Origin of the sequence: Nocardioides renjunii (genome assembly GCF_034661175.1) — a bacterium.
Classification (GTDB): domain Bacteria; phylum Actinomycetota; class Actinomycetes; order Propionibacteriales; family Nocardioidaceae; genus Nocardioides; species Nocardioides renjunii.
The window spans coordinates 1,484,994-1,502,838 of sequence record NZ_CP141058.1 but is presented as its reverse complement, the minus strand read 5'-3'; the positions used below and the strand labels follow the sequence as shown (position 1 = coordinate 1,502,838).

Annotated in this window: 20 protein-coding genes; 10 read left to right on the top strand and 10 right to left on the bottom strand. The window is 73.1% G+C overall.

From position 1 onward, the window contains the following. The first annotated feature begins 31 nt into the window (after positions 1 to 31). From SHK17_RS07215 to SHK17_RS07205, 3 genes are read left to right on the top strand one after another with little or no spacing between them, the layout of a single operon-like run. Positions 32 to 895 (top strand): MBL fold metallo-hydrolase, encoded by an 864-nt coding sequence (locus SHK17_RS07215; RefSeq protein WP_322921586.1) that lies wholly within the window; start codon positions 32 to 34, stop codon positions 893 to 895. 48 nt (positions 896 to 943) lie between these two features. Then, a complete protein-coding gene (locus SHK17_RS07210; protein ID WP_322921585.1) occupies positions 944 to 1,627 on the top strand; it encodes a DUF2470 domain-containing protein in 684 nt (227 codons plus the stop codon). A 56-nt stretch (positions 1,628 to 1,683) separates the two neighbouring features. Beyond that, on the top strand, positions 1,684 to 2,100 hold the full coding sequence (locus tag SHK17_RS07205) for a hypothetical protein (protein ID WP_172270982.1): 417 nt from the start codon (positions 1,684 to 1,686) through the stop codon (positions 2,098 to 2,100). 29 nt (positions 2,101 to 2,129) lie between these two features. Here SHK17_RS07205 and SHK17_RS07200 read toward each other — a convergent pair whose 3' ends face one another. After that, entirely contained in the window at positions 2,130 to 2,438 is a 309-nt protein-coding gene (locus tag SHK17_RS07200) for a hypothetical protein (protein WP_322921584.1), read from the bottom strand. Between the two features lie 46 nt (positions 2,439 to 2,484). On the opposite strand from SHK17_RS07200, the gene SHK17_RS07195 reads away from it, so the two are divergent. Next, complete coding sequence (locus SHK17_RS07195) at positions 2,485 to 3,333, top strand: DUF3097 domain-containing protein (RefSeq protein ID WP_322921583.1); 849 nt, start codon at positions 2,485 to 2,487, stop codon at positions 3,331 to 3,333. A 154-nt stretch (positions 3,334 to 3,487) separates the two neighbouring features. On the opposite strand, the gene hemW is transcribed toward SHK17_RS07195, so the two are convergent. The 3 genes from hemW to SHK17_RS07180 form a co-directional block, all read right to left on the bottom strand. Continuing rightward, entirely contained in the window at positions 3,488 to 4,705 is a 1,218-nt protein-coding gene (hemW, locus tag SHK17_RS07190; RefSeq protein WP_322921582.1) for a radical SAM family heme chaperone HemW, read from the bottom strand. A gap of 47 nt (positions 4,706 to 4,752) precedes the next feature. Then, positions 4,753 to 6,573 (bottom strand): AMP-dependent synthetase/ligase, encoded by a 1,821-nt coding sequence (locus tag SHK17_RS07185; RefSeq protein WP_322921581.1) that lies wholly within the window; start codon positions 6,571 to 6,573, stop codon positions 4,753 to 4,755. A gap of 145 nt (positions 6,574 to 6,718) precedes the next feature. Next, entirely contained in the window at positions 6,719 to 7,651 is a 933-nt protein-coding gene (locus SHK17_RS07180) for an aminoglycoside phosphotransferase family protein (protein WP_322424506.1), read from the bottom strand. Between the two features lie 23 nt (positions 7,652 to 7,674). On the opposite strand from SHK17_RS07180, the gene SHK17_RS07175 reads away from it, so the two are divergent. Both SHK17_RS07175 and SHK17_RS07170 read left to right on the top strand, forming a co-directional pair. After that, complete coding sequence (locus SHK17_RS07175) at positions 7,675 to 8,127, top strand: XdhC family protein (RefSeq protein ID WP_322921580.1); 453 nt, start codon at positions 7,675 to 7,677, stop codon at positions 8,125 to 8,127. Positions 8,128 to 8,130: 3 nt separating this feature from the next. Next, entirely contained in the window at positions 8,131 to 9,246 is a 1,116-nt protein-coding gene (locus SHK17_RS07170) for a winged helix DNA-binding domain-containing protein (protein ID WP_322921579.1), read from the top strand. A 56-nt stretch (positions 9,247 to 9,302) separates the two neighbouring features. On the opposite strand, the gene SHK17_RS07165 is transcribed toward SHK17_RS07170, so the two are convergent. The 3 genes from SHK17_RS07165 to SHK17_RS07155 are packed head-to-tail and all read right to left on the bottom strand — an operon-like array spanning position 9,303 to position 11,098. After that, on the bottom strand, positions 9,303 to 9,878 hold the full coding sequence (locus SHK17_RS07165; RefSeq protein WP_322424509.1) for a hypothetical protein: 576 nt from the start codon (positions 9,876 to 9,878) through the stop codon (positions 9,303 to 9,305). Continuing rightward, the gene (locus tag SHK17_RS07160) at positions 9,871 to 10,215 is read right to left on the bottom strand and encodes a hypothetical protein (RefSeq protein ID WP_172270971.1); all 345 of its coding nucleotides are present in this window, start codon (positions 10,213 to 10,215) and stop codon (positions 9,871 to 9,873) included. Before SHK17_RS07160 ends, SHK17_RS07165 begins: the two co-directional genes overlap by 8 nt. A gap of 37 nt (positions 10,216 to 10,252) precedes the next feature. Continuing rightward, a complete protein-coding gene (locus SHK17_RS07155) occupies positions 10,253 to 11,098 on the bottom strand; it encodes a helix-turn-helix domain-containing protein (RefSeq protein ID WP_322921577.1) in 846 nt (281 codons plus the stop codon). A 51-nt stretch (positions 11,099 to 11,149) separates the two neighbouring features. On the opposite strand from SHK17_RS07155, the gene SHK17_RS07150 reads away from it, so the two are divergent. Continuing rightward, the gene (locus SHK17_RS07150; RefSeq protein WP_322424511.1) at positions 11,150 to 11,716 is read left to right on the top strand and encodes a TIGR03086 family metal-binding protein; all 567 of its coding nucleotides are present in this window, start codon (positions 11,150 to 11,152) and stop codon (positions 11,714 to 11,716) included. On the opposite strand, the gene SHK17_RS07145 is transcribed toward SHK17_RS07150, so the two are convergent. Beyond that, on the bottom strand, positions 11,709 to 12,215 hold the full coding sequence (locus tag SHK17_RS07145) for a HutD/Ves family protein (protein WP_322424512.1): 507 nt from the start codon (positions 12,213 to 12,215) through the stop codon (positions 11,709 to 11,711). The genes SHK17_RS07150 and SHK17_RS07145 overlap by 8 nt on opposite strands. Positions 12,216 to 12,217: 2 nt before the next feature. Further along, on the bottom strand, positions 12,218 to 14,092 hold the full coding sequence (lepA, locus tag SHK17_RS07140; protein WP_322424513.1) for a translation elongation factor 4: 1,875 nt from the start codon (positions 14,090 to 14,092) through the stop codon (positions 12,218 to 12,220). Between the two features lie 149 nt (positions 14,093 to 14,241). On the opposite strand from lepA, the gene SHK17_RS07135 reads away from it, so the two are divergent. Further along, positions 14,242 to 15,144 carry a DMT family transporter gene (locus tag SHK17_RS07135; RefSeq protein WP_322921576.1) on the top strand — a complete coding sequence of 301 codons (903 nt, stop codon included), beginning with the start codon at positions 14,242 to 14,244 and terminating at the stop codon, positions 15,142 to 15,144. 53 nt (positions 15,145 to 15,197) lie between these two features. Here the strand turns inward: SHK17_RS07135 and SHK17_RS07130 are convergent, their stop codons facing one another. Then, positions 15,198 to 15,725, bottom strand: a complete 528-nt coding sequence (locus SHK17_RS07130; RefSeq protein ID WP_322921575.1) for a GNAT family N-acetyltransferase — start codon at positions 15,723 to 15,725, stop codon at positions 15,198 to 15,200. 84 nt (positions 15,726 to 15,809) lie between these two features. Here SHK17_RS07130 and SHK17_RS07125 point away from each other — a divergent pair, with 84 nt between their 5' ends. After that, positions 15,810 to 16,760 (top strand): phosphotransferase, encoded by a 951-nt coding sequence (locus tag SHK17_RS07125; protein WP_322424516.1) that lies wholly within the window; start codon positions 15,810 to 15,812, stop codon positions 16,758 to 16,760. Further along, on the top strand, positions 16,757 to 17,701 hold the full coding sequence (locus SHK17_RS07120; RefSeq protein WP_322424517.1) for a protein kinase family protein: 945 nt from the start codon (positions 16,757 to 16,759) through the stop codon (positions 17,699 to 17,701). Before SHK17_RS07125 ends, SHK17_RS07120 begins: the two co-directional genes overlap by 4 nt. Positions 17,702 to 17,845: the final 144 nt, after the last annotated feature.

Below are 17,845 nucleotides of genomic sequence, written 5' to 3'. Positions count from 1 at the left end.
AAGACTACTAGCCAACCGTAGGCTCGCGAGCATGGCCGACCACACCCCCCGCTTCACCGAGGTCGCCCCGCGGGTCTGGGTGGCGCACTACGACTGGATGCACGTCAACATCACGCTCGTCGGCGGGTCCGACGGCCTGCTGATGGTCGACACGCACGGCTCGGCCGCCCAGGCGCGCGCCGTCGCCGAGGACGTACGACGCCTCGGCGCGGGGCCGCTGACCGGGATCGTCAACACCCACGAGCACTGGGACCACCACTTCGGCAACGCCACCGTGGTCGAGCAGCTCGGCGAGGTGCCCATCCACGCGACCGACTGGGCGGCCGAGCACATGGTCGAGTCCGCGGAGCGCACCTTCGCGAAGTACGAGGACGCGGCGGGCGACCCGCACCGCGACGAGATCCTCGCCACGGCGCTCCGACCGCCCACCCACACGTTCTCGTCGGTGGTCCAGCTCGACCTGGGCGACCGGGCGGTCGAGCTCGTGCACCCCGGCCGCGGCCACACCGCCGGCGACCTCGTGGTCCACGTCCCCGACGCCGACGTGCTGCTCGGGGGCGACCTGGTCGAGGAGTCCGACCCGCCGTTCATCGGCGACGACTCCTGGCCGCTCGAGTGGCCGCTGACGCTCGACCTCGTCCTCGAGCTGATGACCGACGCGACCGTGGTCGTCCCCGGCCACGGCCGGGTGGTCGACAAGGCGTTCGTCCAGGACCAGCGCGTCGATCTCGGCGTGGTCGCCGAGACGATCCGCGACCTGGCGTCGCGCGGCGTGCCGCAGTCCGAGGCGCTGGCCCAGGGCGACTGGCCGTGGGACCCGGCACTCCTCGTGAGCGCCGTGCGCCTGGGCTACGAGCACCTGCCCCGCAGCCAGAAGCGGCTCCCTCTGGTGTGATCACCCTTCAGCGAGTTAGGCTTGCCTTACCTAATCGCCGGAGGACCGATGACACCGACCGAAGCAGCAGTGCTGGCCCGCAGCGTGCTGTCGTGCCCCGACGCGATCACCCTCCGGGTGAGCGAGGACCGCCAGACCAGCCTCGACGACGACTACGACGTCACCTGCGACGTGCACGGCGCGCCGGTCTTCAGCGCCTGCGAGGACTCCGCGCTGGTCACTGCCGCCCGTGGCGGCGCGGGCGGCGTGGTCGAGGTGTCCAGCGGGTTGAGCCACCCGGCGACGGGCGGTCGTCGGATCGACCTGTTCCTCCAGGGCCGACTCGCCGAGCGCGGCGCCGGCTGCGCGTGCTGCGGTGAGTCACGCTCCCTCGTGGCGCTCGACCCCACGCGGGTGACGCTGTTCTGCGACGACCGGCCGGTGCCGGTGGACCTCGACCGGTTCCGCGACCGCCGCCACGTCCTCAACCCCGGCTACCTCCAGCGCACCGCCGAGCACGCCAACGAGGCGCACGAGAGCGAGCTGCGCACGGCGATGGCGTCGACCTTCGGGATCCCGGTGCGGACCCTCCTCGCGGCCAGCCTGCTGCGGGTCGACCCGTCGGGCGTCGACGTGTCGTGGCTCGACTCGGCCGGGGCCCACACCGAGCGCCTCGACTTCCTGCGCACGGTGTCCTCGCCGCAGGAGCTCGGCGAGGCGCTGCGCTCGCAGCTGCACGCCGGCCTCTGCTGAGACGCCACACCCCCATGGGGCTGGACGCGATCGGCTCGAGTCGGTTGCATGAGGACATGACCGAGAACACCGAGTCCCAGCCCGACCACACCGAGACCCCGCGGTCCTCCAGCGGCACCAGCCCGGCGGACTCGGACCACTCGGGAGGTACGACGTCGCCCGACTCCGCGACCCTCGGCGGCATCTCCGACGACCAGCTCCCCGAGGACCTCCAGCCGGGCGAGGACAACCCGCTCGCGGAGCCGCTCGACCCCGACGCCGAGGAGACCAAGAGCCGCGAGGAGCTCGAGATGGACGCCACGCAGGAGGACCTCGGCAACGACGACGGTGCCAGCACCGCGCCGAGCCAGAGCGGCGGCCCGGGCGAGGGTGCGGGCCAGGCGAGCCGCGAGCCCGACGCCTCGACCACCGACACGAGCGTCGACGCCAACAGTGGCGAGGGCGCCCAGGGCGACGGCATCGCCGAGGGCTGACCGCTCGCCGCGGCGCCGGCTCCTGGGGCTCAGCGTGTGAGCGCCAGGTAGGCGATCAGCGCGGCGAACCCCCCGACGAGTACCAGCACGCACGCGACGGCGACCAGCAGCTCGGCCGACGGCACCAGCCGGAACAGCGGGACGTGGTCGTCGTCCGCGTGGTCCTCGTAGTGGTTCCCGGACTCGTCCCACGTGAGCCGGGCCGCGGCCCGCTCCCAGCGGCTCATCGGCGCGACACGCCGACCGCGGGCGTCCAGCTCCTCGGAGGCGAAGCCGCTGCGGCCCCCGAAGGAGCGCGCGATGTCGCTCTGCTGGGTCGGCCTGGAGCGCTTGACCACGGCGTGCCACCCCCGTTTCGCGGCGTCGGCCGCCTAACGTAACCCGGTGCCCAGCGATCGCTACGGAACCGACGTCCTCTCCGGTGACTGGAAGGCGCCCCGCAACGGCCGTGCCGTCGAGGTGCCCACCGAGCTCGGGATGGTCGTCGAGGAGATCACGACCGACTGGTGCGGCGAGGTGGTCGCGGTCGACCGCGACATCGACACGCTGACCCTCGAGGACCGGCGCGGCAAGCGGCGGACGTTCCCGCTCGGTCCCGGCTTCCTGCTCGAGGGCAAGCCGGTGATCCTCACCCGCCCGGTCCGCGGCGGCGCCCCCGCCGCGCCCACGCGTACGGCGTCCGGCTCCGTCGCCGTGCCCAACGCCCGCGCCCGCGTCGCCCGCGCCAGCCGGATCTTCGTCGAGGGCCGCCACGACGCCGAGCTCGTCGAGAAGGTGTGGGGCGACGACCTGCGCATCGAGGGCGTCGTCGTGGAGTACCTCGGTGGCGTCGACGACCTCGCCGACCACCTCCGCGACTTCAGGCCCGGACCCGAGCGTCGCGTCGGCGTCCTCGTCGACCACCTGGTCCCCGGGTCCAAGGAGGCCCGCATCGCGCAGGGCATCGCCCGCTCCCCCGTCGGCAAGCACGTCCTCGTCGTCGGCCACCCGTTCATCGACGTCTGGCAGGCGGTCAAGCCCGACCGGCTCGGGATCCCTCGCTGGCCCTCGGTGCCCAAGGGCATCGACTGGAAGACCGGCACCTGCCAGCAGCTCGGCTGGCCGCACCGCGACCAGGCCGACATCGCCCGCGCCTGGAAGCACATCCTCGGCCGGGTCACGTCGTACGCCGACCTCGAGCCGGCCCTGCTCGGCCGCGTCGAGGAGCTCATCGACTTCACGACGCTTCCCTGAGCTTGCTCAGGGAAGATCACGTCGGGAGATCGAGTAGGGCTCGGCCGGACCCGAGCGCAGCGAGGGACCGGCGACCCGTATCGAGATCCGCGATGACTGATGGGTCTCGATACGCCCGCTCGTCCCTCGCGGGCTACTCGACCAGCGAGCGGGTTCAGTCGACCAGGTCGCGCACCACGGCGTCGGCGAGGAGCCGGCCGCGCTGGGTGAGCACGAGCCGCTCGGCCGCGAGCTCGACGAGGCCGTCGGCGACGAGCCGGGCCACGTGCGAGCGGCCCGCGGCCTCGAGCGCGGTGACCGGCAGGCCTTCGACGAGCCGGATCTCGAGCAGGACCCGCTCGACGCGCTGGTCGCGGTAGCCGAGCACCTCGCGGGCGAGGGCGGGCGAGACGCCGGTGGCGAGCCGCTGGGCGTACGCCGACGGGTGCTTGACATTCCACCAGCGGACGCCGCCGACGTGCGAGTGCGCGCCGGGGCCGACGCCCCACCAGTGGCCGCCGGTCCAGTAGAGGAGGTTGTGGCGGCACCAGTGGTCGGGCGAGGTGGCCCAGTTGGACACCTCGTACCAGCCGAGCCCGGCGGCGGTGAACCGCTCGTCGGCGAGGTGGTACTTGTCGGCGAGGTCGTCCTCGTCGGGCATGGGGAGCTCGCCGCGCGCGACCTGGCGCGCCATCGCGGTGCCGTCCTCGACGATGAGCGAGTAGGCCGAGACGTGGTCGGGCTCGCAGGCCAGGGCGGCGTCGACGGAGGTCTCCCAGTCGGCGAGCGACTCCCCCGGCGTGCCGTAGATCAGGTCGAGGCTGACGTCCTCGAAGCCGGCCCGGCGTGCCCAGTCGACCACCGCCGGCACCCGCAGCGGGTCGTGGGTGCGGTCGAGGGTGCGCAGGACGTGGTCGACCGCGGACTGCATGCCGAAGCTGATCCGGTTGAACCCCGCGGTGCGCAGCTCCTCGAGGTCCCAGGCCGCGACACTGTCGGGGTTGGCCTCGGTGGTGATCTCGACGTCGTCGGCGAGGCCGAACTCCGCGGCCGCGCTCGCCACGATCGCCCCGAGGTCGGCGGCCTTCAGCAGCGTGGGCGTGCCGCCGCCGAAGAAGATCGTCTCGATCGGCACGTCGCGGTGGCCGAGGACGTTGCGGGCGAAGCGGATCTCGCGGATGGCCGCCTCGGCGTACGTCGACCGGCTGGCGCCGACCTCGTCACCGAGCTCGTGGGCGGTGTAGGTGTTGAAGTCGCAGTAGCCGCAGCGCACCGTGCAGAACGGCACGTGGACGTAGAGGCCGAAGGGCCGGCTACCGAACTGCGCCCATGCCTCGTCGGGCAAGAGGCCGTCCTCGGGGGCGAGGTCGCCGTCGGGTTGAGCGGGGGGCACGCGGGTATCCAACCACGCGTGCACCCCCGCTCACGCAACCGTGACGGTCAGGCGTACATCTCCTCGATGAGCGCCTGGTTGTTCTGCTGCACCACGTTGCGCTTGACCTTCATCGACGGGGTGAGCTCGCCCGACTCGACCGTCAGGTCGTGGTCGAGGAGCTTCCACTTCTTGATCGTCTCCCAGCGGTTGAGGTGGCTGTTGAGGTCCTCGATGTAGTCGGCGACCATCTGGCGCACCGCGTCCGAGCGCACGATCTCGGTGTAGGACGCACCGCTCATGCCGTTCTCCTCGGCCCAGCCGGCCATCGCGTCCGGGTCGAGGGTGACGAGGGCGACGCAGTAGTTGCGTTCGTCGCCGAAGACCATGAACTGGCTGGCGTAGGGGCACACGGCCTTGAACTTCGACTCGATCGCGGGCGGGGCGATGTACTTGCCGCCCGAGGTCTTGAACAGCTCCTTGATGCGACCGGTGATGACCAGGTGGCCGTCCTCGTCGAGGGCGCCCTTGTCACCGGTGTGCAGCCAGCCGTCGGAGGTCAGCGTCTTCGCCGTCTCCTCGGGCAGGTTGTGGTAGCCGTCCATGACGCCGGGACCCTTGATCATGATCTCGTCGTTCTCGCCGAGCTTGACCTCGCTGCCCGGGAAGACCGGACCGACCGTGCCGAACTTGTTCTGCTGGGGGTGGTTGACGAACGAGCCGGCCGAGGTCTCCGTCAGGCCGTAGCCCTCGAGGATCGTGATGCCGGCCGCGCCAAACCACTCGGCGATGTCGCGGTTGAGCGCCGCGGCGCCCGAGATGAAGAAGCGGACGTTGCCGCCGAAGCGGTCGCGGATCTTCGAGAAGACCAGCCGGTCGAACAGGCCGTGCTGGACCTTGAGCCCCAGCGGGACGGACTTGCCCTCGCGCTTGAGCCGCTCGACCTCGAGGCCCACCTTGAAGGCGCTCTTGAAGATCTTCTCCTTGGCGCCGCCCTCGGCGGCCTGCATGGTGACGATGCGGCCGTGAGCCTTCTCGAAGATGCGCGGGGCCGCGCCCATGAAGGTCGGCTTCACGACGCCGAGGTTGTCGACGATCTTCTCGACGCGGCCGTCGATCGCGGCGGCGAAGCCGCACGCCATCTGCGTCGACATGAGCACCTTGCCGAACGAGTGGGCCATCGGCAGCCAGCGGAACTCGAGGTCGTCCGGGCCGAGGATGCCCTGCGCGCGGATCGCCTCGCCCTCATAGACCCACGAGGAGTGCCGCAGCCGCACGCCCTTGGGGCGACCGGTGGTCCCGGAGGTGTAGATCAAGGTGGCGAGCTGGTCGGGGGCGATCGCCTGCGACGTCGTACGCACGACGTCGGGCTGCTCGGCCAGCCTGGCCGCGCCGAGCGCGGCGAGGTCGTCGAGGGAGATCACCCAGTCGCCGTCGCCCTGGCCGTCGAGGACGACCACCTTGCTGACGTGGGGCAGCTCCGCGCGGTGCGCGGTGAGCTTGGCGAGCTGCTCGGCGTCCTCGGCGAAGACGACCCGGCTCTCGGAGTCGCCGAGGATGTAGACGGTGTCCTCGGCGTTGGTGCTCGGGTAGACCGTCGTGGTGGCGCCGGCGGCGCACATGATCGCGAGGTCGGCCAGGATCCACTCGTAGCGGGTGCCCGACGCGATCCCCACGCGCTGCTCGGGCTCGACCCCCAGGGCGATCAGGCCCGCGGCGAGTGCCTCCACCTTGTCACCGGCCTGCTTCCAGGTGACGGACTCCCAGGCCTCGCCGCGCGGGAAGCGGAACGCCTCGCTGTCGGGCGACGCCGCGACGCGGTCGAAGAACTGGACGGCCACGTTGGGTGGCATGGTGTCGAGGAACGCCGTGTCGATGGTGATCGGCATCTGTTACCTACTCATTCGTCGGAGCGTGACGCGGCGCGTCACACAGCGGGGCTTGCTGCTGACTGGGCTGTAACCTAGATCACTTGGTTTACCGAGTGGTAGCAAACACGGCGAATTGACCGGACCAGTGAGCCGCGGCGGGCGACTAGTCCTGCACGGCCTTGGTGATCGCGACGCAGCGGGTGATCCAGTCCTGCTCCTCGGCCGTGAGCCGGCGACGGTCAGCGCGGGCGTCCTGCACCGTCCACCCGGCGTTGACGACCATCCGGACCACGACCCAGTCGCGCGCCCGCGCCTCGTCGAGCCCACCGGCGTCGACGAGGGCGTGGAAGCGGCGCCGCAGCCCGTCGCGCACCGAGCCGACGGCGCCGGGGCCGCTCAGCTCCTCCATCCTGTTCCACAGCATGGGTGCGGGCTCGTAGTGCGGGTCGCCGGCCATCGGCTTGGGATCGATGGCCAGCCACTCCCCTGCGTCGTCGGCCATCACGTTGGCGTAGTGCAGGTCGCCGTGCACCACGACGGGGGCGGCCGCGTCGGCGAGGAGGTCGGGGCCGAGCGCCAACGCCTGCTCGACGTAGCGCCGCGGGATCGGCACGTCGCGGCCCAGCTCGTCGAGGTCGCGCAGCCACCGCTCGACGTACGACGCCACGGTGGCCAGCTGCGGCATGGCGGGGACGTGCAGCCGGTCGTAGAGCCCGCCGACGACCTCGCACGCCTCCACGTCCCACACGTCGCCCATGTCGGGGCCGGGCAGCCACCCGAGCAGGAGCGCGCGCCGCCGCGGGTCGGCCCGGAGCAGGCGTACGGCGCCGCGCCCGCCCCAGTGCTGCAGGGCCAGCCCTTCGTGCAGCGACTCCTCGTCGCCGTCGAAGGTGATCTTGAGGGCCGCGCCCGTGCCGTCGGCGTCGGTGACCGGCAGCACGAGGGAGCAGAACCCGTGCAGCGGCAGCGCGACCGGCGTGAGCCGCCACTCCTCGAGGAGGTCGGCGGCCACGCGCGGCAGCCGGTCGAGCCACCCGGACCAGTCCTCGCCGAGCGCCCGCTGCGCGAGCAGTCCCGGAGGGATGGTGACGGGCATGCCGCGACTCTAGGCTGGCCGCCATGAGCGAGCGCCAGCGGCCGTGGTCCGACGACGGCGTCGAGCACGGGCGGATCCTCGTCCTCAGCGACAACCCGATCGCCCGGGCGCTGGCCGCCATCGCGTCGACGGTGGGCCGCACCGTGGTCGTCGAGCCGGCCGACCACGGCGGTCCGGGTCTCGACCCCCGTCCCGGGGACGCGGTCGTCCTCTGCGACCACGACGCCCCGGACGCCCCGGCGGTCCTGCGGGCTGCGCTCGCCTCCGAGGCGGCCTACGTCGCCATGATGGCGAGCCGGCGACGCGCCGCGGGACTGGTCGAGGAGCTTGTCGCCGAGGGCGTCGACGTGTCCACTCTCCACGTGCCGGCGGGCCACGACCTCGGTGGCAGGACCCCGGGCGAGATCGCGCTGTCGGTGGTCGCGGAGATCGTCGCCGAGTCCCACGGCCGCCCCGGCGGCCCGATGCGCGGCTGAGACGTGGCGCGCACCTGGGCCGAGCTGGGCGCGGCGTCGCTGGCCCGGCAGCTCCCCGACCGTCCCGTCCCCGCCAGCGGCGCCGAGGTCGCGGCCGCCGTGCACGCGATCGGCGACATGCAGACGCAGACCGCCCGCTCCGCCTTCATCGGGCTCGGCGCCCGCTTCCCCGGCACCACCCACGCGGCGATCACCGAGGCGTACGACACGGGCGCGATCGTGCGGGGCAGCACGATCCGCGGCACGGTGCACACGGCCAGCCCGGCGGCCTACACCGTGCTCGCCGAGGCGACCCGGGTCGGCCAGCACCGCCGCTGGGCCCGGATGCTGGGCGTCACCGACGACCAGCTCGCGGCCCTGTGGCTCTCCATCGAGGACTTCGCCCGCGAGTGGCGCACCCCCGACGAGCTCCGCGACCACCTCGTCGACTGGCTCGGCCGGCACGCACCGCACGCGCAGGGGGCCACGGAGACGGTCCCGGGGCGCTACCTGTCCTTCGCCCACGGCGGGCTCGTCCGCCGGCCGGCCTCCAGCGACCGGTGGGAGGGCCAGGGCAGGCCCGTCTACCGGACCTTCGACCGCACCGGGCTGGCCACCACCACCGACGTCGTCCGCCTGCACCTCGCGGCCCACGGTCCCTCGTCCCGCCAGGACCTGGCGTGGTGGTCGGGGATGTCCCTGCGCGCGGTCGAGGAGGGCCTCGCGGGCCTCGGCAGCACGGACGTCGTCGAGGACGAGGGTCCGGACGGGCGCGGCTACCTCGACCTGGCGGACGCGCCGCCGCCGCGGGACCTGCCCGGCGTACGGCTGCTCCCGGAGTTCGACGCGCTGCTGTGCGGCTACGACTCCAAGGCGCGCGACCGCTTCGTGAGCCCCAAGCACAACCGCCGCCTGTGGAACGACTCCAACGGGATGCTGCTCCCGCCGCTGCTGGTCGACGGGAGGATCACCGGCTTCTGGCGGGCCGGCGGCAGCTCGCGGCGACGTCCGCTCGAGGTCACGTGGTTCGCCCGCACCCGCAAGCCGACAAGGACGGAGCTGGAGGAGCCGGTCGCGGCCCTCGAGGCGGCCCTGGGCATCGAGGTGACGGACGTGTCGCTCACCCGCGAGGCCGTCTGAGGCGCCTCGCGGTCTCGGCGAAGGGCCCAGAACGGCCCGCAAAGGCCCAGAACGGCTCAGAACGGCAGCCCGTCCGCACCGACCGGCACCACCAGCAGGCCGAGCAGGCCCCCGTCCTGGCCCAGCGCGACCCGGCCCTGCCACTCGCCGGCCTCGCAGACCAGCGTGGTGGCACCCACCACGGTGCCGAGCACCTCGGCGGAGGGCGCGTCCTCACCTCCGGGCAGCTGCACGACCGTGTCGCGGCACGCGACCAGGTTGCCGGTGTCGGCGACCGCGCGCGCCCAGGCGCCGAGGACGACGTCGCGGGTCAGCACCCGGGCGACGTCGTCGGGCATCATCGCGCGGAGCTCGTCGTAGCGGCCTGCGTCGAGGGCCGCGAAGACGCTCTCGGTGGTCGCCACCACGCCGGCTGTGTCGGCGGGGGCCATCGGCCGGCCCGTACGCGGGTCGCGCGGCGTCCCGAACCGCTTGAAGGCCGCCTGCCGCGAGGTGCCGAGGACCGCGCCCACCGCGGCCCAGCTGTGGCCGGCCGCCTGCGCGCGCCGCACGGCGTCGGCGAGGGCGCGCTCGGCGAGGTGCACCGCGGTGGCGGCCGCCCTCACCCGGTCGAGCGGGTCGTCCTCAGGCACCGTCGCCGGCTCGCGACCGGCTGGCCACCAGGCCGGCCGGCACCAGCACGCCGGCGAGGATCACGCCGGTGGCCCACCACGAGGCGCCGTCGCCCACGACGTACATGGCGTAGCCGAGCACGAGCGCGACCGCTGCCGCGACGGCGTAGTGCGAGGCGGAGGTGCGCCCGTGGGTCTCCCGCTCGGGACCGGCCCAGGAGCCGGCGAAGAGCATCACCCACAGCGAGAGCGCCAGCCCGGCGCCCATGACGAAGTAGGGCCAGGTGCCGCCGGAGACCAGGCCGACGACGACCGTGAAGGCGAGGGCGACGAGGAGGTGGGCCGGGATCGGGGACATGCCACCACCGTGCCGCGCGGGCCACCGTCTGTCAACCTCAGGTTGACGTCCCAGCGGACGGCTGGTCGCGGAGGTACTCCCCCGGTGTCATGCCCGTCACCGTGCGGAAGTCGTGGGTGAAGTGGGCCTGGTCGGTGTAGCCGAGGTCGGCCGCCATGTCGGCGAGGGCGCCGTCGCCCGTCTTGAGCGCCAGCACGGCGTCGTGCAGCCGTCGCCGCTGGACCAGCCACTTGGGGGCGAGGCCGAGGCGCTGCTCCACCAGCCGCTGGAGGCTCCGCTCCGACAACCCGGCCTCCCGCGCCAGGTCGCCCACCCGGGTCACCTCCGGGTGCTCGCGCAGCCAGGCGACCAGCCGGTTGACCTGCAGGCCCTGCGCGTCGACCGGGAGGAGGGTGGTCAGCCAGTCCTCGGTGGCCGCGATGGCGGCCGCGTGGGCGACGGGGCTGCCGGGCTCGTCGGCCATCGCGGCCCGGACCCGGTCGACCAGCCCGGCGTGGTCGTCGGGCAGCACCCCGGACAGGTCGATCCACGTGTCGGTCACCTCGGCCACCGACCGCCCGAGGACCAGCCGCCCGGCCGCGGGCGCGAGCATCGTGCCGACGGCCCAGCCGTCGTTCTCTAGGGTGACGCTGGACCGGCCGCGCGCCACGCCGTAGAAGCGGGCGTAGGTGTTGCTGACCACGACGAGGCACACCGGGTGCTGCAGCGTGCTCTGCGTGGACGGCTCGGCCAAGGACCACACCGGGATCCAGTAGCGCTCGACCAGGTCGGCGAGGTGCGCGGACGGCGCGTAGCGGTGGATGGGCGGCGAGGGCCTGCTCAGGCCGGTGAGGTGTGCGCGGTCGACCGGGTCGACCGGCTGGAGGGGCACCTGTCCGGTCATGTGTCGGATTATCACAAGAGGCACCGACACGAGCGGTGCGAGCGTGGACCCATGACCACCACCGCACAGCACTTCACCCAGCGCGCCGCCACCTTCGCCGACATCCTCGACCGCGCCGACGCGCAGTGGGACGCCCCCACGCCCTGCGAGGGCTGGTCCGTCCGCGACGTCGTCGCGCACGTCGTCGACACCGAGCGCGACTTCCTCGAGCGCCACGACCTCGCCCCGGGCCCACGGCCCGACCTCACCGACCCTGCCGCGGGCTGGCGCCGGCACGCGGCCGACGTGGCCGCGGTGCTGGACCGCGACGGCGTCGCCGACCGGGAGTACGACGGCTTCTTCGGCCGCACCACGATCGCCGCCACGATGGCCGACTTCTACGGCTGGGACCTCGTCGTCCACGGCTCCGACGTCGCCCGGGCGACCCGCCAGCCGTGGTCGATCGACGAGGCGGAGGCCGCCGAGCTCCACGCCACCGCCGACGGCTGGGGCGACGCCCTCTACTCCGAGGGCGTGTGCACCGGGCCCGTCGACGTCGGCCCCGACGCGAGCGCGACGGACCGGCTGCTCGCCCGGCTGGGCCGCGACCCCCGCTGGGAGCCGGCCACCGTCAGCTGACGGCCTCGAGCGTCACCACCGCCACGGTGCACCGACCCGACACCTCACCCGGACCGGTGACCAGGCAGCCGACCTCGGCGCCGTCCGGCCGGCCGGCGAGGACGTACGCCGCCTGGTCCTCGGCCAGCGGCAGCGTCGAGGCGCGGCCGAGCTCCAGCACGGTGACGTACGGCGTCACGCTGGGCCCGGCGATCACGTTGAGCACCCGCACCGGCCCCTCGGGCACCGTGGCCACGACGGCGGCTCCACCGTCGAAGGCGAACGGGCGGCGCGGCTCGACGACGTGGGCCGTGCCGTCGACCTCGAGCCCGAGCACGGCGCCGTCCACGAGCGTCAGCAGCCGCTGCCGGTCCGGGAACGTCGAGAAGGGCCCGTCGCGGTCGACGTCGGCGAGGCTGATCCGCCACGAGCCGTCCGCGGCCGTCGCGAGCTCGCGCGTGACGCCGCCACCGTTGGCCCAGGGCCGCGCGGTGACGTCGTCGGCGCGGACGACCGGCACGGCTACTTCTTGCCGGACTTCTCGGTCGGCTGCGTGGTCGAGAGCGCGGCGACGAAGGCCTCGGGCGGGACCTCGACGGTGCCGATGTTCTTCATCCGCTTCTTGCCGGCCTTCTGCTTCTCGAGCAGCTTGCGCTTGCGGCTGATGTCACCGCCGTAGCACTTGGCCAGCACGTCCTTGCGGATGGCGCGGATGTTCTCGCGGGCGATCACGCGCGCGCCGATGGCGGCCTGGATCGGCACCTCGAACTGCTGCCGCGGGATGAGCTCCTTGAGCTTGCCGGCCATCATCACGCCGTAGCCGTAGGCCGCGTCCTTGTGCACGATCGCGGAGAACGCGTCGACCGGCTCGCCCTGCAGCAGGATGTCGACCTTCACCAGGTCCGCCGCCTGCTCGCCGGAGCGCTCGTAGTCGAGGGAGGCGTAGCCCTTGGTGCGCGACTTCAGCTGGTCGAAGAAGTCGAAGACGATCTCGCCCATCGGCAGCGTGTAGCGCATCTCGACGCGGTCCTCGGAGAGGTAGTCCATCCCCTCCAGGCTGCCGCGCTTGGTCTGGCAGAGCTCCATGATCGTGCCGATGTAGTCGCTCGGGCTGAGGATCGTCGCCTTGACCACCGGCTCGCGGACCTCGCTGATCTTGCCCTCGGGGTACTCGCTCGGGTTGGTCACCGTGACCTCGGTGCCGTCCTCCATGACCACCTCGTAGACCACGTTGGGCGCGGTCGAGATGAGGTCGAGGTTGAACTCGCGCTCGAGCCGGTCGCGGGTGATCTCCATGTGCAGCAGGCCGAGGAAGCCGATACGGAAGCCGAAGCCCAGGGCCCCGGAGGTCTCCGGCTCGAAGGTCAGCGCCGCGTCGTTGAGCTGCAGGCGCTCCAGGGCGTCGCGCAGCGTCGGGTAGTCGTCACCGTCGATCGGGTAGAGCCCGGAGTAGACCATCGGGTTGGGGTGCTTGTAGCCGCCCAGCGCGTCGGTGGCCCCGTGGTGCTGGCTGGTGACGGTGTCGCCGACGCGCGACTGGCGCACGTCCTTCACTCCGGTGATCAGGTAGCCGACCTCACCGACGCCGAGGTCCGCGGCCTTCACCGGCTCCGGGCTGATCACGCCCACCTCGAGCATCTCGTGGACCGCGCCGGTCGACATCATTTTGATGCGGTCGCGGTGGGTGAGCTTGCCGTCGACGACCCGGACGTAGGTGACGACGCCGCGGTAGGTGTCGTAGACCGAGTCGAAGATGAGGGCGCGCGCCGGCGCGTCGGCGTCGCCGACGGGCGCGGGGGTCTGCAGGACGATCTCGTTGAGGAGGCCGGCCACGCCCACGCCGGTCTTGGCGCTGACGCGCAGGACGTCCTCGGGCTCGCACCCGACCAGGCCGGCGAGCTCGGCGGCGTACTTGTCGACCATCGCCCCGGGCAGGTCGATCTTGTTGAGCACCGGGATGATGTGGAGGTCGGCGCCCATCGCGAGGTAGAGGTTGGCCAGCGTCTGCGCCTCGATGCCCTGCGCGGCGTCGACGAGCAGGACGGCAGCCTCGCAGGCCTCGAGCGAGCGCGACACCTCGTAGGTGAAGTCGACGTGGCCGGGCGTGTCGATCATGTTGAGCACGTAGGTGCCGGGGTCGGCACCCTCGTCGTTGTCGGTCGGCACCGTCCAGGGCATCCGCACGGCCTGGCTCTTGATCGTGATGCCGCGCTCGCGCTCGATGTCCATCCGGTCGAGGTACTGCGCGCGCGCCGCCCGCTCGTCGACCACCCCGGTGAGCTGCAGCATCCGGTCGGCCAGCGTCGACTTGCCGTGGTCGATGTGCGCGATGATGCAGAAGTTGCGGATGATCGACGGGTCGGTCGAGCCAGGCTGCGGCGCGTTCTTGAGGCTCACGGACTGCTTTCAGTGGTACGACGGCGGGATCGCGTCATTCTTCCACGCGGGTCCTGCCCGACCGAACCGGCGACGGGCCGCCGGAGCGGGCCGTCTCGGCGGCCGCGCCTCCGCCCGGCCCCCTGGCGCCGGGACGCTAGCGTGCGGCGGTGCCCCCACGGACCGGTTCGACGCTGCCGCTCGTCCCGGCCGCGGCCTTCGTGCTGGTCTGGTCGTCGGGCTACATCTCCGGGCCCGCCGCCGTGCACGCCGCCGCCCCGTTCTCGGTGCTGGGCTGGCGCTTCGTGGTGGCGGCGCTGCTCGCCGCCGGGCTCGCCCTCGTCCTGCGGCGACCCACCCGGATGGACCGGGCGACGCTCCGCCGGGTGGCCGCCGTCGGGCTCGTCATGAACGCCCTGCAGTTCGGGCTGATGTACGTCGCGTTCGACCTGGGGCTCGGTGCGACCCTGGCCTCGCTGTTCCACGCGCTCAGCCCGGTGCTCACCGCCCTGCTCGCGGCCGCACTCCTCGGCGAGCGGGTCTCGAAGGTGCAGGTCGCCGGGTTCGGCGTCGGGGTGGCGGGCGTGCTGCTCGTGCTGGGCGCGGACCTCGGCCACGCCGGCGGTCCGGTCGCGGTCCTCATCGGCTGCCTCAGCATGCTGACGCTGAGCCTCGGGACGCTCGGCCAACGGTGGATAGGAGCGCAGCCCGACCTGCTGTGGTCGGCGGCCGTGCAGTTCGCGGTGTCGGCGCCTCCGTTGCTGGTCCTCGGCTGGACCACGGAGGGCGCCTGGCCGGTGACCGACGCCCGCCAGGCCCTCGTGGCCGTCCTCTTCCTGGCGGTGGTGAACTCGATCGTGGGCCTCGTGCTGCTGTCGCTGCTCGTGCTGCGCGGCGGGTCGGGTGCCGCGGCCAGCCTGTTCTTCCTGAGCCCGCCGGTCACCGCGGTGCTGGCGTGGGTGGTCCTCGACGAGACCCTGTCGCCGACGCAGCTGGTGGGGCTGGTCGTCGCCGTCGTGGGCGTGGCGGCCGCCACCCGGACGCGGAGCGCACCCGTCCCGGCCGGCGTCTGATCCCGTCGGCGTCCAGGTCTGGCCGGGCGCCTCGGTCGCGACCGGGCCGGACGTCAGGCGGTGGGCACCCAGTAGCGGCGCTTCACGCCCCGCACGTCCTCCAGCTCCCCGCCGGCGGCCTCGATCACCCGGACGGAGCCGTGGTTGTCGACGTCGCAGGTGACGAGGGCCGGGTCGATGCCGAGCCGCCGCGCCCACGGCAGCGCGGCCCGCAGCATCGCGGTCGCGTGCCCCTCGCGGCGGCGGGAGGGACGTACGTCGTAGCCGATGTGGCCGCCCACGTCGAGCAGGAAGTCGTTGAGCCGGTGGCGGATCGCGAGCCGGCCGAGGTAGGAGTCGCCGTCGATCCACCACAGGGTCGTGCAGGGCACGTGCCACTCGGGTCGGGGGCTGTCCTCCTCGGCGTCGGCCCGCACGGCTCGCACGAAGGTCTCGAACGTGTCCGGTCGCGACCACCTCGGCGCGTGGGTGTCGATCCAGGCGGCGGTCTGGCTGCGCTCGACGCCCTCGGCGACGAACTCATCCATCGCCTCGAGGAAGGACTCACGGACGGCAGTGGTGGGCAGCACGAGCTCGGGCATGGCGCCAGTCTCGCCGCTCCCGGCCACGCGGCTCCAGCGGATATCGGATCGTCCGTCCGGCGGGCGTGGGGAAGGATGCGCGGCATGCCCGTCGCTCCCTACCCCGTCCCGCACACCGCCACCGCGCGCCGGCTCGAGTGGGCGTTCCTGCCCACCAACCTGCGGGCGTGGATCGAGCGCAAGTGCGGCTCGCCGGTCGTGCGGGCGATCTCCCAGACCAGCGGCTTCACCCCCGGGTTCGCCTCGGTCCTGGTCTGCGAGGACGGCTCGCGGCACTTCGTGAAGGCGGCGTCGGTCAAGGCCCAGCGGATGTTCGCCGACAGCTACCGCGAGGAGGCGCGCAAGCTCGCCGCCCTGCCGCCGGCCGTGCCGGCGCCCCGCCTGCTGTGGCACCTCGACGACGACTGGGTGGTGCTGGGCATCGAGTACGTCGCCGCCCGGCTGCCGCAGCGACCCTGGCAGGCCGACGACCTGGACGCGCTGCTCGACTCGCTCGAGGAGGCGGCCGACGCGCTGACCCCGCCTCCGGCCGAGCTCCACCTCGACACCGCCGAGGCCGACTTCGCCCCGCTGCTCGAGGGCTGGGCGACCCTGCGGGCCACCCGCACCGACCTCGACCCGGACCGCCTGGCCGAGGCCGAGGCGCTGGCTCGGCGCTACGCCGAGGTGGTCGGCGGCGACACCCTCGTGCACACCGACATCCGCTCCGACAACGTCTTGATCGACCCGGACGGCCGCGCGCTCGTGTGCGACTGGAACTGGCCGGTGCGCGGCGCCGCCTGGTTCGACTCCTTCGCCGCCCTCATCGGGCCGCGCGGCGAGGGCCTCGACGTGGAGGCCGTCATCGCCGGGCGCCGGCTGCTGCGCGACGTCGACCCCGAGGCCCTCGACGTCAACCTCGCGCTCTACGTCGGCTACTTCTTCACGCAGTGCGAGCTGCCGGTCCCGCCGACCTCCCCCCACATCCGCGCCCACCAGCGCTGGCAGGGCGAGGTGTGCTGGGACTGGCTCGCGGAGCGGCGGGGCTGGTCGTGACGGCACCGCGTGCGGTCGGCGTACGCCTGCCGTACGCCGACGTGCCGGCCGGCGTCCGCGACTGGGTCGAGCGCGAGCTCGGCTCGCCGGTGGTGGCGGCCGCCGAGCAGGTGGGCGGCATGTCGCCCGGCTGCGCCACCAGGCTCACGTGCGCCGACGGCACGCGTGCGTTCGTCAAGGCCGTCGGTGCCGGGCTCAACCCCGACACCCCGCGCCTGTTCCGCCGCGAGGTGGGCGTCCTGGGCCACCTCGGCGAGCACGAGCTGTGGGCGGGCCTGCGGGCGTCGTACGACGACGGCGACTGGGTGGCCCTGCTGATCGAGGACGTGGAAGGCCGGCACCCCGACTTCGCCGACGCGGGCGAGATGGAGGCGGTGCTCGTGGGCGCCGACCGGCTCTCCGCCGTCCTGCAGCAGCGCACCGTCCCCGCGTCGCTCGACCTCGTGGACGTCGCGCTCGTCCTCCGCAAGTGGGCCGACTGCCTCGCGACGCTCGCGGACGCACCCGCCGCGGCCCCGGTGCCCGACTGGCTGCGCGGCGATCCCCACGGCTGGGCAGAGGTGCTCCGCGACCACGCGGCCCGACCGATGTCGCACCTGGCGCACTGGGACATCCGGGTGGACAACCTGCTGCGTCGCCCCGACGGCGAGGTGGTGTTCCTCGACTGGGGCCTCGCAGCGCGGGGACCGGCGTGGGTGGACGCCCTGCTCGCCCGGATGGAGCGCGTCGACGAGCCGTGGTTCGACGACTCGGCCGGGTCCTCCCCCGCCCTCGCTGCGGCCGGCGACGACGCCGTGACGGCCTTCCTCGCCGGCTTCGCCGCCCACATGGCGGTGCGCTCGGTCGTCGCGGTCGACGTCAACCTGCCGACGCTCAACGATTTCCGGATCCGCGAGTCGCGGCGCATGCTGGAAGCCGTCGCACGCCGCACCGGCCGCTGACCTCGAACGATTTGGGCGGGCGGCACGCGTGGCGGTAGTGTTTCTCCCTGCATGTCCGGCACCCGACCCTCTGCTGCATCTGGGGGGTTGCCAGGCAGCCGACAATCACGAGACTTCCTTTTCCTGACCAGTTCGAGCATCCGA

What these genes read in the sequence shown, in the direction of transcription:
- SHK17_RS07210 (WP_322921585.1), top strand. Translation starts at nt 944, where the DNA reads ATGACACCGACCGAAGCAGCAGTGCTGGCCCGCAGCGTGCTGTCGTGC.
- SHK17_RS07150 (WP_322424511.1), top strand. Translation starts at nt 11,150, where the DNA reads ATGACCACCACCGCACAGCACTTCACCCAGCGCGCCGCCACCTTCGCC.
- SHK17_RS07205 (WP_172270982.1), top strand. Translation starts at nt 1,684, where the DNA reads ATGACCGAGAACACCGAGTCCCAGCCCGACCACACCGAGACCCCGCGG.
- SHK17_RS07160 (WP_172270971.1), bottom strand. Translation starts at nt 10,215, where the DNA reads ATGTCCCCGATCCCGGCCCACCTCCTCGTCGCCCTCGCCTTCACGGTC.
- SHK17_RS07155 (WP_322921577.1), bottom strand. Translation starts at nt 11,098, where the DNA reads ATGACCGGACAGGTGCCCCTCCAGCCGGTCGACCCGGTCGACCGCGCA.
- SHK17_RS07180 (WP_322424506.1), bottom strand. Translation starts at nt 7,651, where the DNA reads ATGCCCGTCACCATCCCTCCGGGACTGCTCGCGCAGCGGGCGCTCGGC.
- SHK17_RS07185 (WP_322921581.1), bottom strand. Translation starts at nt 6,573, where the DNA reads ATGCCGATCACCATCGACACGGCGTTCCTCGACACCATGCCACCCAAC.
- SHK17_RS07175 (WP_322921580.1), top strand. Translation starts at nt 7,675, where the DNA reads ATGAGCGAGCGCCAGCGGCCGTGGTCCGACGACGGCGTCGAGCACGGG.
- SHK17_RS07215 (WP_322921586.1), top strand. Translation starts at nt 32, where the DNA reads ATGGCCGACCACACCCCCCGCTTCACCGAGGTCGCCCCGCGGGTCTGG.
- SHK17_RS07125 (WP_322424516.1), top strand. Translation starts at nt 15,810, where the DNA reads ATGCCCGTCGCTCCCTACCCCGTCCCGCACACCGCCACCGCGCGCCGG.
- SHK17_RS07130 (WP_322921575.1), bottom strand. Translation starts at nt 15,725, where the DNA reads ATGCCCGAGCTCGTGCTGCCCACCACTGCCGTCCGTGAGTCCTTCCTC.